The 14206-nt window shown below is 57.4% G+C and carries 14 protein-coding genes; 3 read left to right on the plus strand and 11 right to left on the minus strand.

All coding sequences use genetic code 11. From position 1 onward, the window contains the following. Window positions 1-297: 297 nt before the first annotated feature. From ACZK4H_RS18980 to ACZK4H_RS18990, 3 genes are all read right to left on the minus strand, one after another. Window positions 298-897: an HNH endonuclease family protein gene (locus tag ACZK4H_RS18980; protein WP_183153618.1), complete on the minus strand. Its 600-nt coding sequence runs from the start codon at window positions 895-897 to the stop codon at window positions 298-300. Further along, window positions 894-2186, minus strand: coding sequence for an AAA family ATPase (locus ACZK4H_RS18985; protein WP_183153619.1), 1293 nt, complete (start codon window positions 2184-2186; stop codon window positions 894-896). The genes ACZK4H_RS18980 and ACZK4H_RS18985 overlap by 4 nt, the downstream gene beginning before the upstream one ends. A gap of 326 nt (window positions 2187-2512) precedes the next feature. Further along, a complete protein-coding gene (locus tag ACZK4H_RS18990) occupies window positions 2513-2761 on the minus strand; it encodes a helix-turn-helix domain-containing protein (RefSeq protein WP_478473009.1) in 249 nt (82 codons plus the stop codon). A gap of 155 nt (window positions 2762-2916) precedes the next feature. On the opposite strand from ACZK4H_RS18990, the gene ACZK4H_RS18995 reads away from it, so the two are divergent. Next, window positions 2917-3318: a hypothetical protein gene (locus ACZK4H_RS18995; RefSeq protein ID WP_183153621.1), complete on the plus strand. Its 402-nt coding sequence runs from the start codon at window positions 2917-2919 to the stop codon at window positions 3316-3318. Window positions 3319-3449: 131 nt separating this feature from the next. On the opposite strand, the gene ACZK4H_RS19000 is transcribed toward ACZK4H_RS18995, so the two are convergent. Next, entirely contained in the window at window positions 3450-3938 is a 489-nt protein-coding gene (locus tag ACZK4H_RS19000; protein ID WP_183153622.1) for a hypothetical protein, read from the minus strand. Between the two features lie 516 nt (window positions 3939-4454). After that, a complete protein-coding gene (locus ACZK4H_RS19005) occupies window positions 4455-7214 on the minus strand; it encodes a UvrD-helicase domain-containing protein (protein WP_478473010.1) in 2760 nt (919 codons plus the stop codon). A gap of 265 nt (window positions 7215-7479) precedes the next feature. Here ACZK4H_RS19005 and ACZK4H_RS19010 point away from each other — a divergent pair, with 265 nt between their 5' ends. After that, window positions 7480-7887, plus strand: coding sequence for a hypothetical protein (locus tag ACZK4H_RS19010; protein WP_251101618.1), 408 nt, complete (start codon window positions 7480-7482; stop codon window positions 7885-7887). On the opposite strand, the gene ACZK4H_RS19015 is transcribed toward ACZK4H_RS19010, so the two are convergent. The 5 genes from ACZK4H_RS19015 to ACZK4H_RS19035 form a co-directional block, all read right to left on the minus strand. Next, window positions 7884-8996, minus strand: a complete 1113-nt coding sequence (locus tag ACZK4H_RS19015; RefSeq protein WP_478473011.1) for a YagK/YfjJ domain-containing protein — start codon at window positions 8994-8996, stop codon at window positions 7884-7886. The two genes, ACZK4H_RS19010 and ACZK4H_RS19015, sit on opposite strands and share 4 nt — an antisense overlap. 240 nt (window positions 8997-9236) lie before the next feature. Continuing rightward, window positions 9237-9464: a helix-turn-helix transcriptional regulator gene (locus ACZK4H_RS19020; protein ID WP_183153627.1), complete on the minus strand. Its 228-nt coding sequence runs from the start codon at window positions 9462-9464 to the stop codon at window positions 9237-9239. Between the two features lie 331 nt (window positions 9465-9795). Continuing rightward, complete coding sequence (locus ACZK4H_RS19025) at window positions 9796-10341, minus strand: H-NS family nucleoid-associated regulatory protein (RefSeq protein WP_478473012.1); 546 nt, start codon at window positions 10339-10341, stop codon at window positions 9796-9798. 185 nt (window positions 10342-10526) lie between these two features. Beyond that, window positions 10527-10709 (minus strand): hypothetical protein, encoded by a 183-nt coding sequence (locus ACZK4H_RS19030; protein WP_183153629.1) that lies wholly within the window; start codon window positions 10707-10709, stop codon window positions 10527-10529. A gap of 1400 nt (window positions 10710-12109) precedes the next feature. Continuing rightward, complete coding sequence (locus tag ACZK4H_RS19035) at window positions 12110-12457, minus strand: hypothetical protein (protein WP_183153630.1); 348 nt, start codon at window positions 12455-12457, stop codon at window positions 12110-12112. A 396-nt stretch (window positions 12458-12853) separates the two neighbouring features. Here ACZK4H_RS19035 and ACZK4H_RS19040 point away from each other — a divergent pair, with 396 nt between their 5' ends. Next, window positions 12854-13243, plus strand: a complete 390-nt coding sequence (locus ACZK4H_RS19040) for a helix-turn-helix domain-containing protein (protein WP_425519957.1) — start codon at window positions 12854-12856, stop codon at window positions 13241-13243. A 59-nt stretch (window positions 13244-13302) separates the two neighbouring features. Here ACZK4H_RS19040 and ACZK4H_RS19045 read toward each other — a convergent pair whose 3' ends face one another. Next, window positions 13303-13965 carry a JAB domain-containing protein gene (locus ACZK4H_RS19045; RefSeq protein WP_232092425.1) on the minus strand — a complete coding sequence of 221 codons (663 nt, stop codon included), beginning with the start codon at window positions 13963-13965 and terminating at the stop codon, window positions 13303-13305. Window positions 13966-14206: the final 241 nt, after the last annotated feature.

Raw genomic sequence — 14206 nt, forward strand, 5'->3', positions numbered from 1 at the left:
GAGATGTGCGCGTAGCAGGCCATTTCGCCCGTTATGCGCACATCTCCGCGCACTGCCAAAAAAGACTAGCGAACAAGACGGCTACCCAACAGATAGTTGGACAATCTCGCAAGATGAACCGACGGAACCTAGCAAGAGGTGTTGCCAGCTATCACAACGCCTACCTCGGCTCAGGAAACCTCGTAGGAACGCATGAACGGCCTCTGCGCCTCGCAATCATCGATCAATGTTCGCGCCTCCAATCTAGGTACCAGAGCCTAGCGAACCGACTGCTATTCTCTGCAGCAACAAGGCCCGCTACAGCAGTCCCTGTCGCTCTGCTTCATAGCATACGAAAGGCGAATATCCTCGCAAGAACTTCTCGGTGATATCTCCCTCACAGTAGTACTGAAAGTGCCGAGCCCGCATCTTCCGATTCGTCTCATTATCGAGACCCACTCGTTCAATCGTGTCGGCGACCCGTTCTATGTCAGCCGGATCGAGGTCCGAATTTGGATAGATTTGTCCAGTAACCAAATCCAGCCGGAACCACTCTGGCAGCAGGACAAATGGGTCCAGGACGTCATCAAAATCACATTTCCGCGCATTTACAATGGAGCTTGCCAGCCGAAAATTTGCCCATTCATAGGCCTGCCCCGGCATCTTCGACTTAGCCACAAAGTGGTCGGCTGTCACACCACCAACAGCCCGCTCGATGTAGACAGCTAGGTATGCGCACGTCTGGCTGTACTCGCGATAAAGATCATCCAGGCAGTCACGCCAGAACGGACTGAGCTTCTTATCCACTGGCAGTGGCTGATCTGGGTCGATGCCCTTAGTTCTCATCGACCTTGCACCGCGCACCCGGACCTTCGCGTCAAAGTCAGCCGGCTCTGGCTGCGCCCCCACAGGAATCATGGCCACCATCCCTTCTTCTCACCTACAAAGCGCCAGCGCACCCAGAATGGGTCGGTGTCACCAAGTACCTTCTGCAGATCAAGGTGAATCGCTTTCGCGTCTAAGTTGCTGAAGTTCGGGCTCCTCATTGCTAATGCAGCACGTTCGATGGCCTGCTCGGCTTCAATTGAACGAGAGGAGCGAAGATCAAAGGCCTCACTGGTCAGCCAGTTCCCAGCCTCACCGCGCATCACGAACTTGCGCTGCCGCACGACTACGGACTGGTGTTTTCCAGTTGCCTCAAAGTCCAGATCAAACCAAGCATCCTCATCTGCATCGAAGATAGGCTCCACCGATGCCATGACCAATGGAGAGTGCGTCGCGGCGATGACCTGGACACTGGCATTCTCAGCCAGTGACTTCGTTACCTTCAGAAGCGCAGCAACGATTCGCCTCTGCCACTTAGGGTGCAGATGGGATTCGATTTCGTCGACGAGGAAGGTCACTTGATGGGCAGGCTTTCCACCGATCAGCGCCGTCGCCTTCAGATGCTCTTCCCAGGTCCAGACCAACAGATAGGCAAGGGCCAGGATTCGGCGAAGTCCAGCAGAAGCATGCAGCACCGGCACATCTTGGCCATAGGGCATTCTTACCGTCGGGATGTCCCGGGCGTCATCCAGACTGATACGCGCAAGATTGCCCGGCTGAATGCGATCCGTTTCCGCTGGCGACAGAGAAGAAAGCACAGCCTCAAGGCGCGCGAAGGCATCTCCGCGCTCCTTCTGCCAACTCGCCCAATCGGCGATCAGCCCATTGCACAGGACTCGGCCTTCAGAGTCCCTCAAGCCATCCCAGATCTCCTGAGTGGAGAAGACGTAAGCGGGTGGACGATCCTGCACGTCCACATTCCCCTTCTTACGCCAATAGTTGCGCGCCGGGTCCCAGGCAGCAAAGCTACCGTCAGCCTGCGCATACAGCACCAAGCCCGGATTGACCGGTCGCCCCGCCGCTCCGGTCCATGCTTGGGCTTTGCGGTCAAACTTGCTTTCGTACGTAACGGACTTGGACTGTCCGGTTACCGAGAACGTGATTGACGCGGGCTTATCAGCGTGAGGCTTGGCCGGCAGCCCCATCGGCAGACGACGATTGAGCTCACCGGGCCATTTGCGCGTCAGCGACCACCAGGCGATGTCCAGCAGGAAGCTCTTGCCCAAGCCATTGTCGCCAGTCAATAGGTTCAGGCGGCGACCAAAATTGAGCTCCATCGATGGAGAGGGGCCAACATTGCGCAGTGAGAGCTGTTCGATCATGGTCTCATTCTACCGATTTCGTATGGTCCACTCCGTGGCAAGCTTGCGCCGTCGGCGCCTGTTGCCCTCCGCCTCGCCATGCATCCGATTAGCGAGGAGGAAGTGCCCAGAAGTACCGCTCTGGTCAAATGCCCCGGGCTATCGACCCGTCCAGCTTAGCTTTCTCAACCAAGGCCCCGATCATAAGCATCGGCGGAGCCCGATCGGCATTCAGATGGCGCACCCACCAGAGCCAGATCCCGAACCGGAAGGGCTCAGACAGGGCCCAGATCCATTTGCCTCCTTGAACTTACCTTCGCGCCGCCCGTCAGGCTAGGCACTCTACGTCAAGGACGGCTTCTAAGACGTTCTGCAGCTCTCTGCACCAGAGAGGCCGCTTCAATTCCCATGGCGTCCGCCAAAGCGATGAGAGTGGAGAGCGTGGGTTGTCGCAACCCTCTCTCCATCAGCGAGATGTAGGTCCGGTCCAGATCAGCTTCCAGGGCAAGGTCTTGCTGAGAGATCTCCCGCTCGGTCCGAGCCGCGCGAAGAACCTCCCCGAAGACCTTTTGAACAGCTTTTCCGTCGGTCGCCATTGACGAGCGACGTTACGGCCGGTATGACTATAGTGCGACGGACTATAGTCTGCAATGACTCTCCCAAAGCGACTTTCGCTGATGGGCAGGCTTTCGCTCCCCAGGCCTATTACAGAGCCCGGTCCACCCAGGATGATCCAATCGAGAGAGGCAGCATGAAAATAGGTAGGTTCACAAGCATCCTAGCGATCTCCGGCCTCTTGACCGGCTGTTCGAGCGGCACACCAGGCTGCGCGGACTCAGACACCCTGGCGGTCATCGATGAGGCCATCAAGAACGAAGTAGCCAAGTACGCGGCCCACACCCGCCTGAGCACGCAACAGCAGTTCCTGGAGATCGGAGAGAGCTACAAGATCTCGAGCATCCGCACACTCGAACATGACAAGACCGTCGACAGCTACCAATGCGACGCACGGGTCACCTACCAACTCAAGGGCCGCGAGCAATCAGCGGACTTCTCCTACAGAGTCGACACCGATCAAAGCGACGGCAATGTCCTTGTTCAGTATCAGAAGAAGATGCTCGCTCCGATCATGAGCTTCTTCATGAGTGGCTGAGCCGAGCCACCTCAGAGCCTCGCCATGCGTGTCGGGGCCTCGGCCCGCCGCAAGCTGATGCGGCTCCAATCTCGACACACAGCGAGTCAGAGTCGCACCAAGACTCTGGCCATCGACGCTTCCAGAATGGACTATGCAGATGCGGCCCGCAGCAAGAGGTTCGGGTCTGCAGCCCGCTTATGACAGTCCCTAAGCAGTTCTGTCACCTCAGCGTCAAGCGCCTTGAACGCCGCCGCTCTCGCTGAGTTCTCCTCATTCGAGGCCTGCATAGCGATGTAGGACGTGGTGATGGTGGTCACCATCGCCACCCGATAGATCAGTTCGATCACGATGCCAGAGCCCGCGGTTGATTCGTATTCCCGCTCTGCGTCATGCAATCGCACGAGATGGATCCCACCATGGACCATGTCACTCCAGATCTTGTTGAACTCACCCTCAAGTTCTTCAAACTTCTGTCGAAGTAGCGGGATCTCAGCGGAAACCGCGGAACTCAACTCTCTGGCAGACATTGGGCGCGGCTCACCCTTCTTGTTCCTCTCTGTTCGACTCTTGGGCAAGGCACCCGTCAGGGAAAAATCAGCAATCTCAGAATCGCTTGCGCAGGCCACAAAGTACCCCATGCGAAGCCACCGCTCATATAGGGGCCTCCACATCGTCAGGCATGTGACGTGCGTTCGTGCCGGACTTACGACAAGCATTGTTGCGAGGGTCCAACTCATGTCCAGCAGGGACGTTCCGAAGGCACGTGTAAGCGCCTCCCGGGCCGTATGAGGAGTGGTCGTCGACCTACTCAGATCTCTAGCACTGTCGCAAAAGACCGCCAGACGTCGCGCCAGCCCCCGGACGACTGCTACGGGCGACTCGAGCGCTGCTCCTTGCTCCAAAGCCTCGGTCGCCAGCTCTTCCGCACTGGACTTGTCCTCACACATATCAGATGTCCCCCAACTTGGTTCTTGGCGCTTCATCTAGGCTGTTCGCCGACGCCTCTGCTATCCACTTTTTACACATCACAGCACATGACCAGGACCGCCCTCCGCACAGCCCCACGCTACCGGCACTGACGCGGAGCCATGTCTGTGCGCTAAAGAAGGCTGCAGCAGGCCCGGTTACCTTCAACAGACCTGTGCAGCGCTCGCCTAGGACCGTCGCCGCTTTGGCTTGTTCTCACAATCCGGATAGCTTGAGCACGACCTAAATGGACCCTTGCTGCCCATCCTGTCGACGAAGACACCAACCTTACAGACCGGGCATTGCTCATCCTGAATTGGCACACCCCCAAGGGTCCTGAGCTCGACCGCACGCTCCTGTAGGAGTTCTCCCAGAAAGGGCGACACCCTACCGCGTACGGTAAACATGACCACCGAACGGCGCGCGCGGGTCATTGCCACGTAGAACAGTCGACGCTCCTCGCTATCGGGATAGGTGTCTCCTTCTGGCATCACCAGCGATAGCACTGAATCATCCTGTTTGACACTCGGGAAGCTCCGCCGAACCATCCCGGGCAGGACGACGTAATCGGCGGATTTCCCCTTGGATCTATGAATGGTGAGGTACTCCACCTTGATGGTCTTACCGAAGAGCTCCTCCCAATCCGCAGGCACCTTGTCGCGCTCCGATCGATAGCGACCAAGTACCAAGACGGAGACATGCCCATCCTTCCCCCTGGGAAGCGAGCCGGAGAGAAGTTGCTCATGGAGCTGTGCCAAGTATTGCCGCACACCATCCACCACAGAATCCCTGCTATTGACTTGGAACGCCTGAAGCACAGGGCCTACCGGTTCCGTTGAAGAACGGACCGTCTTCTTGATCTGGTTCGGGTTCCGAGTGACGAAGCGTCCCGATACATCACACAGCTCCTGTGGGAAGCGGAAGGTCTGCTCCAACTTCAACACCTGCCCTTGCCCATTCCACTTGCAGAACTCAGTCATCACCGAGATGTCCGCACCAGCAAATCGGTTGATGGCCTGCCAGTCATCGCCAACCGCGTAGAGATGCTTCCCGGGTCCCCTAGCCAGGGCGGCACAGAGCCGGGCGCGCGCCCGCGAGGAGTCTTGGAACTCGTCCGCCATGACCAGGTCATACTGCGGCTCGAACCGCCCTTGCTCAATGAAGACGGATGCCATGTTGAGCATATCCTCATAGTCAATTCCCCCTTCCGCGGAAAGGGCCTCATCCCATGCCTGGTAGACGTACGTTGCAAGCTCCAGGAATCGACGCAGGCGCTCCTTGTAGTGATCATCTGGCAGACGCCGCAGACGATCAGAGATCTGATCCAAGGACATGCAGTTGCTCTTCGCGTGTGCAATGAATGTGCGCATAAGCCCCACCAGATCCTTCTCGGACATAGGCGGAGTCGACCTCTCCGGCAAACGACGATCGGGGTTCGGATCAAGTTCGATCCCTAGCTCAGTCAGACGCTGAGCAAGATCCATCAGAGCCTGTCCACTTCGAAGCTCGATCGACGTCGTCTCGATGAAAACTCGACCAGTGTGGACATGCTGGCCACGCCGCCATGCCAGGTCCTCGGCATGGCTTGCCTGGCGCCCGGAACCCGTCAGGCCGGCGCGGCAACCTGTGTGCTCATGGTGAGCATCGATATCTGGGTAATAGAAGTGCGGCTGGCTCTGACGATGAACGTCCCGCACGGCATCAAACTCGTAGAAGAGCTTGTACTCAAAAACTACCCCGTTGTAAAAGAGCCAGTCAGCAATGACCCGCTCCTCCATGGTCTGCACCCGAGATCCATTCAGGGCATTGAAGTAGGGCCTGCCGTTGGAATCATACCCATCGGCGAGTCCCTCGGGCGCCGAGCGCGGAAGGTCTCGACCGAACACAAGGCGAAAGATGTCCCACTGGCTCCGGAAGTGAGTGGAACGATCCTTAAGCTGATCGACCAGTTCCACCAGCTTCGCGAAGCTCTTGTCGGACTCTCTTGCCCATTCAGGGACGTCCAGCTTGCGACCACTGGCCTTTCGAATGATGGACAAACCTAACGAATGGAAGGTGCAGGCATCGATGGTGATCTCTGGCATTCCAAGCCGGTCAAGAGACTCTTCCGCTCGCTCGCGCAACTCCTTTGCAGCGTCGGCATTGAACGCAAGCATTACAATGCGCTCAGGTGCCATGAAGCCCCGCTCGATAGCGTACGCCGCCTTCGCAACCATGGTCGATGTCTTCCCGGAACCTGCTGACGCAACTACCTGAACACGGTTGTCGAAGCAGAACACGGCCATTGCCTGCTCTTCCGTCAGCGGATCGCTCTCGACGCGGTCCAAGAAGCTTCGGGAAGTAGCCATCTCCCGGGTGGCCATAAGCCTGTTCGCATCGGCCCAGAGACCAAGCCAATCCTGCTCCCAGACGCTGAGCTCACTCAATGCAAGCACGGGATTTGGAGACTCAAGTTCTCCGTGGACATCACGATCATTGTAGAGGGCATGTAATTCCTTCCCCTCAATCGCCAACGCGGGCCGATCCGCCAAGACGCCCATCTGCTGCTCATGGGTAATCCAACGTCGACCGTCCCTGCCATCATCGATCAGCCTCCGCGCCTTCCGTAGCCAGGCAGAGATCAAAGCATGAGTTGAGTTGAACAGTTCTCTACGCTCACGCTTCCGTCGCTCAGTGATAAACTCCCGAATAAGGGAGACCAACCGATTACCCTCATCGTTTGGCAGTCCATCACCAACCGTCTTGAGCCCCCCCCCCTTCACCGCAATCTCGACCCTTGACCAGATGACCCCCGGGGTGACAATAAACTGGCGCTCAGATCTCAAGAAGCCCTTGTACGGTTGACCGCCAACAATCACTTCGACCCTATCGTCATCAAGACGAATGGACCAATCAGCGGAACGGGTGAGCAATCTACCCCAACGTGAAGGTTGCCAGATCTTTGACATGCGGAAGAAACCTTGTGGGCCAACACACCACGGGACGCGGCGCTCTCCACATCATCATAGGCGACACGACGACTCAATGCTCTTGTAGTACTAGTGCCGCCACGCGCCAATCAGTAAAGCTCATCGACAACTTCCTGTACTGGCGGTGGCATTCGTCTCTACGGGCATTGGGAGCCGCCGCTCCCATGCCCACTTTCGAACAGCCACCGTTGTAACTGGGTCGACTCAGCTCGGCTAGAATTACCGAACCGCACAAGGAAGAGCCATGCAGAACGAACTTCGCTCCTACATCGCAAGCAATTCAATGAACTTGGCGATCCTGCTCAGTTCGGCCAACAGGCTGGGAGTGGAACTCTACGTGGAGGTTCACAGGGAATTCCCGAGTGTGTTTATCGATACGCTGCCCCTGCTGGCAAGAATGTGCACTGACCTGTCGATCTCGGTGTGCGAGCTTGATCGGCTCTGCCAAGAGTTCTGCGAATCTGACCAGTCGACACTGCACCGCTTGAATGGAGTTGGCGAATCAAGAGTGCCCTACAAGGCCACTGCCAGCTTTCTCTTGATGCTGGTAGTTGCCCGACGCAATCGGGATCGCCTCACTACCGCCGATCTTGAGGCCTACGGTTGGTCCACTGAGCTTGCCGGGATTGTGCTAGAACATCGCGATCCTTAGAGAATCAGGCGTAGATCGCCACATGAGGAGACTGCCTGCTCCCCAGTCCCCCAAGCTCCCGCATTTTTCTTACTGCGAGCTCTTGGGCGGCCTGATACGCGGGCAGATGCAGCTGGAAGCTGCCCCTTGCCAAAAGTCCGACCCACCTCAGGATCATTCAAACGAACGTAGTAGTCCACCTTGGTGAGATAAAGCAGTGCCTGCTCCAGTCGCTTTCGCTTCTCGGCATCATAGTAAGCCACCGTTCCAATGCCGACACCATTGCGCCGTTCGTAGAAGTCCTTGTGTGCATTGCAGTTCCAGTAGCCACCATCGCCTCGTGTGATCTCGTAGCGCCAGATCTCGCCGATCGCCTTACCTACAGCCACGTCCTGGCGTATCAAACTTCCGTTGAAGATAGTCATCAAATGGATGTGATACGACTTGCTTTGCCCATACTCCAGCTTCCAGACGTAGCCTACCAGTGCAGGGTACCTAGCTCGCAGGACCCGAAGAAGCCTGTTCAGATCCTGCTTGATTCGCGCAGAATCAACGTCGGTTCCGTTCAAACCGACACGGAAATCAGAGCTATACGCCAGATCGACTCGCACGACGCATAGCCTCGCGACGAGCCGATGAAGTCCACGGATGTAACCCAGCGCGGAGACCGCGTTCTTGCGGGCGCTTCGCTCCTGCGCAGCAAGAAGATCAGTGAAGTCGCTGGCCCGGGCCCTCTCACGCATGGCCTCAACCCATGCATTAGCCTGCTCGACATCGATGTATCGCGCAGTAATGGCGCTGGCCCGGGTTGTCCTGAACTCATCCGCCAGCATTCTGAAGTAAGGGCTGAGCTTGTGCTTGCAGTAGAACTTCTCAATCGCTCGGTAGTCGATTGATGCACATCTCCGCACCGCTTCTGCAACGGGGTCAATATCCACAGAACGTCTGCGACCATCCTTTCGCTCTTTGAACAGCTCGCCCTGTGACTTCACCAGGGCTCGCATAGCCTGGTCGATCTGAACGATCTCCTTGGGATGGTCAGTGCTCAGATGAATCCGGTAGCTGTCATCGTCGCACTCGACGGCCCGGTCGGACCACTGATCCAGGATGTTCTCTTGAAGCTTCAGCATTGGCCTTCCTTTTCATTGCGCATGGCGAGTGGAGTCAAGGCGTCGTCAATCTCCAGAACACCAGACAGCAACGACTCAAGCCGCTCGACTTGAGCGTTTACTGAACGAGCCTAAGACAAGATATATAATCCGAAAGTGGACAGAATTACGGCCCACTCATGATGTCAACGCGCGCAATGATCTGCCCACGGATCTAGCGATGCCCCCAGCATTTGAACGCGTTAAAGTTAATGCGCCCAACTACGTGCAACCAGCGCGATCAGCGATTCGAGAATTGATCCATTCGTCCACCTCACTCTCCACCCATGCCACCATGCCGCCGAGCTTCACCGGCCGTGGAAATGTTGGATCAAAGCGCTTAGTCCCTCTCTTGAGGGCGGCATAGATTGTCGATCGCCGGTAGCCAGTGCGACGCTCCAATTCCTGGCGACGAATGAGGCGAGGTGCGGCAGTACTGATTGTGTCCATGTTGCTGACTCGTGTGGATGAGGCCACAACGGTAGTCACGGGGCGATCGACAGTCACTTACTTCAACCAGTTCGCGTACGTTAACTGGATGGAGGCTGGCCCGGCCACGACCGGACAGTCCAAAAGTTGGTTCCTTTCAGCTCGAAAGTTGGTTCCGTCGGCGATCTGGACGGTTCTGGACAGGCGTCGAGGACAGTGAACTTGGGTTACCTGCCCTCCTTTGAAAAAAAAAAAGACAGCCCGAGGGCTGTCCTTTATTGAGAGGAAGACGGGGGCCATATCGGTCGCCGCATCCTCATTGCTCCCGTGCAGATCTAACGCCGAGAAGCCTTCAGGCCTTCTTCGTCCGACCAGCTGGCTTTCGAGCGGCCTTCTTAACCACCTTTTTGGCGACTTCGCCAGCGGCCTTCTTCCGGGCCGTCTTCGTCGGCTTATCTCCGACTTTGCCCTTAACTCTCTTGAGAGTCTTGGCCTGAGCCTGACCCGCCGATGCGGGCGGGAAGCGCTCGCCGGAGCCATTCCCGGCCCAGGCTTTACCCTCAGGGGACTTCAGCCAGGCAGCGAAGACCTTAGGCATCAGCCCTCTGCCCGTCCAGGTCTCACCACTGGGCAGGCGGTACTTGGGGGCAACCTTACCAAGCTTGCGGCCCTTCAATGAGGTCCTTGCAGCCTTGGGTCCTGCAGCCGGGACGATGGAAGCATCTTCTCCAACAAGCTTTGCCAGCTGCCGGCGCTGAGCCGCAGTTAGCACCTTGGCGTACTTCTGGATCACCGCGAGTGCCTTAGGCACCTCGCCATCACGTTTTTCTACCAGCTTCTTCTGGGCTTCAAGCAGCTTGATTTCTGCGTCGAGCGATTTGAGGGTGGTCAGGGCCACTGGGCCATTCCAAGGACAGGGCAGCCAAGGGTATAGCGCAATGCGTCAAGAGGCTATTGCGACATCCCACAGGACGGGCGGACCACACTCAATTGCTGGTTGCAGGAACCCAACGGCGACCGGTCTAAAGAGAAATTGCTTCGAGGCTACGCCTCGACCTCGAGAGGCCAAGACGTGGCCAGCGGCTACTTTGCCTGAACGGCTCCGTCCGGAACCGTCTCCCAGGTGCCGCACTTACGCCGCACTGCGCGCTTGAATGCCCGGAAGAGCTGGTAGGAGTCGATCTTAGCCTCAGGGGCAACCTCACGCACCGCGTCTGCAAGTGCCTTCCGCATCTCTGAGCTCAAATGATCAACGATCTCGTCCATTTGAACCTGCGCCATCATAGTTCCCCTATATGTAGTAAGAAGGTCTCCGTCGTTGGCCCAACAGCAGGCGATCAGAGCGGAGGCGAGATCCGAATGCCCGGCGAACGAGGCGGTGAATCTATCAAGCGGCGGCTCGGCTTCAAGGTACCGCGCTGCCCGCAGCACCGCAAACTCCACCAATCCAATAGAATCCGGAATTGTTCCGGCCTGTCCAGCCTCAGCGATAGATCACCGTAAAGCAGCCACAGGTACTGGCGTGGCTGGTGTCGGCGCATGACCGTCGCCAGTCTCGAGATAGCGCCCCTTCAATGGGACCAGCGTGGCTCCATCCGTAATACGATCAAGCCGCACTAGCACTCAGTGCGTCATCGGACTGATGCCATCGTTGATGTCTACAACCTACGGCCCCTGCGCGGTGTCTCCGATTCTCACGACCGTGACACGGATACCGCTGAGACGGCCGCTGAATGAGCAATTGGCCTCTTGTTCAGCGGACAGGGCTCGGTCCAAATACTGCTTCCAGCATTGAAGCGTGGAGGGTCATAGGCCTAGGACCCATCCGCCGTAGGAAGGCCACAAACAAGACGGGAGCGCCCGTCTAGAACGGCATGCACTCCTCTAGATAGTCCGGCCCATCCAGTTTGGCAACCATCCGCTCGAAGTAAGCCGCCTCGCTGACAAGTCGATCTGCCTGGCGACGACGGGCTGCGCGTTTACGCCAGTCCCCACCCGACGTCTCCTCAAGCGCTCTCACTCGAATCCAGAGCTCCTCTGCTCTGCTTCGAGCCCAGTCCGCACGCTGTTCCGCTATGGAACGTTTTTTTCAGTCATTACATGCCTCATTGAGGCGATGGCTACAGTGGTCTCGACGTGTAATCTCATTAATAGTCAGATTCTGCTTGGAGATGGCTCAAGCGGGACTGAGCCCACTCGCAGAAGCATCCATAAGCTGGTTTGTCCCGTATACCAGTCCTGCTTGGTGACACCAATCTGCCTGGGACAGGCATGCGGAATATCCCCATCAACGACGCGTAGATGCCCCCCCATACAGCACGACGGTACAGAGCCAGGTCCCACACGCCGCCCTCAGGGCTAGCGCAGGTATCTAGGGGGCCCAACCAGGACGGCGATTGACGAACAATCGCTGTAGCGAGATGGCCAGCATCTCACCCGTATGCAGTTTGCTAGCTTTGGATCAGCAGCTAGGGAGCTTGGCTGCAGGAGCAATCTCCACTGCAAGGCATGTGCCTTGGCTAATCGCGATAGCCTGATGGTCCACTGGCCCCCGAGCAGCGCCGTGCGTCCAAACGCAAGCGCTTCCCCTGACGCTAGTTCTTCATTTGCATCGCAGTCAGAAGTTGTCTTCCTCTGACCACGAAGGACCATTTCCAGATTCACTTTCAGCTTTCGGTTTCTTTCGATTCCGCCGCACGCTCTGACATGACACCAATTCGCTTGGCCTTGACCTGGCCCGAGAGCATCGCACTGGAAACCATGTAGGCGATCGTTGCCGCTACTCCCAGCCAAGCATCGATCGATGCATTCCACATCACCCATCCGACGTGGAACACCCAGAAGATGATTGGGGACCAGATCCCGATCGCCTTCTGCAGCTTAATGCGGTTGACCACCACGTTGTTCTGGAAGTGAGGCAGCGGTAGCCGGCCCTTCTTCAGACTCAGGTAGGCCCTGATCGTCAGAGGGATGAGGAAGAAGGTCATTACGAGGTTGTAGAGAATGACTCCCATTCTTATTTCTCCTTAATTGTCGAAGGGTCTCCGCCAGCTATCGCTGATCGGATGGAACTTGTTCTCGAGCTGTCAGCCGTCGCCACGCTTGGCACGCCATGACATCAGAGAAAGCCTGCTTTCGAGATGCCAGGCCCGACTTCAGAACAGCGGTCGATCTCGGCCAATGAAGCCGCGACAAACCGCTAACATGCTGATTTTTAAGCATTATCCAGACCTGACCTCCAAAAGAATTCGATTGTTCACGGTCGGTTCGCTCAGTGACGCGAGGAGTTCGCCACGATGGGCATCGCGTAGCTGGGGCAGACCCCGACAGCCGATAGGCGCAGACCACCGAGGAGCCCACTACTTCACTACGGCTCAATTTACGTTTATCGTAAATGAATTCGGGCAACGTTGCTGGCATCGTCGGTGTGTTCCGACAGCCAGATCTCCATGCCCTTCCCATCTACCCAGCCCGACGCTCGCGGGCGATTCGGCACACGCCTACGAAGCGCGCGCAAAACTGCGGGGCTCACCCAACAGCAGCTTGGGATCGAGATCGGCTTGGAGATAGATGTGGCGGCCACACGCATCAACCGTTACGAACGTGGTGTCCACGACCCCGACAGTGCCACCGCTCAGCAGCTTGCCGATCGACTGGGCATGCCGCTGGCTTACTTCTACAGCGACAACGATGCTTTGGCGGAGGCCATCTTGATGTTTGCGGGGTTGTCGCCCGACCAGCAGAAGGAAGCGCTTGAAGCTCTAAAACTGGTCGCCAGCAGAGCATCTACTGGCGACTGATCACTCTGTGCCTCAACAGTCGCTTGCCAACACCATAGAGTCGTCAGCTTCTCGACCCGCTAAAGCAGTCCCTTACCCGCCATCGACAGAGCCTGATCCGCAGTTACCACGAAGTGGTCCAATAGCTTCACATCCACCATGTCGAGAACGCTCTTGATCTGGGACGTGATCGCCAGATCCGCCGAAGATGCCTCGACATTCCCGCTCGGGTGATTGTGGGCCAGGATAATCGCGGCCGCGTTCAGCGCTAGAGCACGCTGAACCACGATCCTCGGAGAGACATACGCGCCATTGATCGTTCCTGAGAACAATCGCTCCACAGTGAGCAGCGTGTACTGGGAATCCAGAAATGCCACTTCAAAGTGCTCCCGGATCTCACTACCTAGCCGCAGACGGAAGAATGCGCCAGACAGCGAGACACTGCTCATCTTCCGGCCAGGCTTCTTCGCCCGTGCCTCAAGAATGCTCAACGCACGCTCAATTGCCCGATCTTCCCTTCTCTTGAGCGCCTCATCAGGCTGACCACCAGGTTCGATCCCCCCCAAAGACATCGCTTCCGAGTTCAGGGCAGGCTGGCCTTTCGCTGCGCCTGCTGCAGTGACATGGCTCCCGCCCTTTTCCTGCGGCTCGCATTGGCGCGATCGCCCCAAACTGTCCGCACTAGCTCCCAGCTCCGCCAGGACAACCGGCCCTTCCGCATCTACCGTCTTAGTCAAGCTCATTCGTTCTTTCCCTACTGGTTGACAGCAGAAAAGCGCAAGGCCCGGACATGCCGGGCCTTGCGCTTGGTGCCGTCGAAATTGGATGACTACGGATCGAGGTGATCACCGCAGCTGATGCAGACTGCGCCCCCTGAGTACTTGACTATCCCGGCTACCACGGCGGTGGCGACCACCATCACGCAGTAGATCAGTTCCATCTTGCTTTTCGTCATCAGACGCCCCCTCTGATGGCACTTCGCGG

The sequence above is a fragment of the Stenotrophomonas sp. 78350_Sma genome (genome assembly GCF_056482105.1).

Excerpts from the sequence above, each read along its gene's own strand:
- ACZK4H_RS19015 (WP_478473011.1), bottom strand. The coding sequence starts at position 8,996 with ATGCTGAAGCTTCAAGAGAACATCCTGGATCAGTGGTCCGACCGGGCC.
- ACZK4H_RS19035 (WP_183153630.1), bottom strand. The coding sequence starts at position 12,457 with ATGGGAGTCATTCTCTACAACCTCGTAATGACCTTCTTCCTCATCCCT.
- ACZK4H_RS19005 (WP_478473010.1), bottom strand. The coding sequence starts at position 7,214 with ATGTCAAAGATCTGGCAACCTTCACGTTGGGGTAGATTGCTCACCCGT.
- ACZK4H_RS19000 (WP_183153622.1), bottom strand. The coding sequence starts at position 3,938 with ATGGGGTACTTTGTGGCCTGCGCAAGCGATTCTGAGATTGCTGATTTT.
- ACZK4H_RS19045 (WP_232092425.1), bottom strand. The coding sequence starts at position 13,965 with ATGAGCTTGACTAAGACGGTAGATGCGGAAGGGCCGGTTGTCCTGGCG.
- ACZK4H_RS18990 (WP_478473009.1), bottom strand. The coding sequence starts at position 2,761 with ATGGCGACCGACGGAAAAGCTGTTCAAAAGGTCTTCGGGGAGGTTCTT.
- ACZK4H_RS18985 (WP_183153619.1), bottom strand. The coding sequence starts at position 2,186 with ATGATCGAACAGCTCTCACTGCGCAATGTTGGCCCCTCTCCATCGATG.
- ACZK4H_RS19020 (WP_183153627.1), bottom strand. The coding sequence starts at position 9,464 with ATGGACACAATCAGTACTGCCGCACCTCGCCTCATTCGTCGCCAGGAA.
- ACZK4H_RS19030 (WP_183153629.1), bottom strand. The coding sequence starts at position 10,709 with ATGGACGAGATCGTTGATCATTTGAGCTCAGAGATGCGGAAGGCACTT.
- ACZK4H_RS19010 (WP_251101618.1), top strand. The coding sequence starts at position 7,480 with ATGCAGAACGAACTTCGCTCCTACATCGCAAGCAATTCAATGAACTTG.
- ACZK4H_RS18980 (WP_183153618.1), bottom strand. The coding sequence starts at position 897 with ATGATTCCTGTGGGGGCGCAGCCAGAGCCGGCTGACTTTGACGCGAAG.
- ACZK4H_RS18995 (WP_183153621.1), top strand. The coding sequence starts at position 2,917 with ATGAAAATAGGTAGGTTCACAAGCATCCTAGCGATCTCCGGCCTCTTG.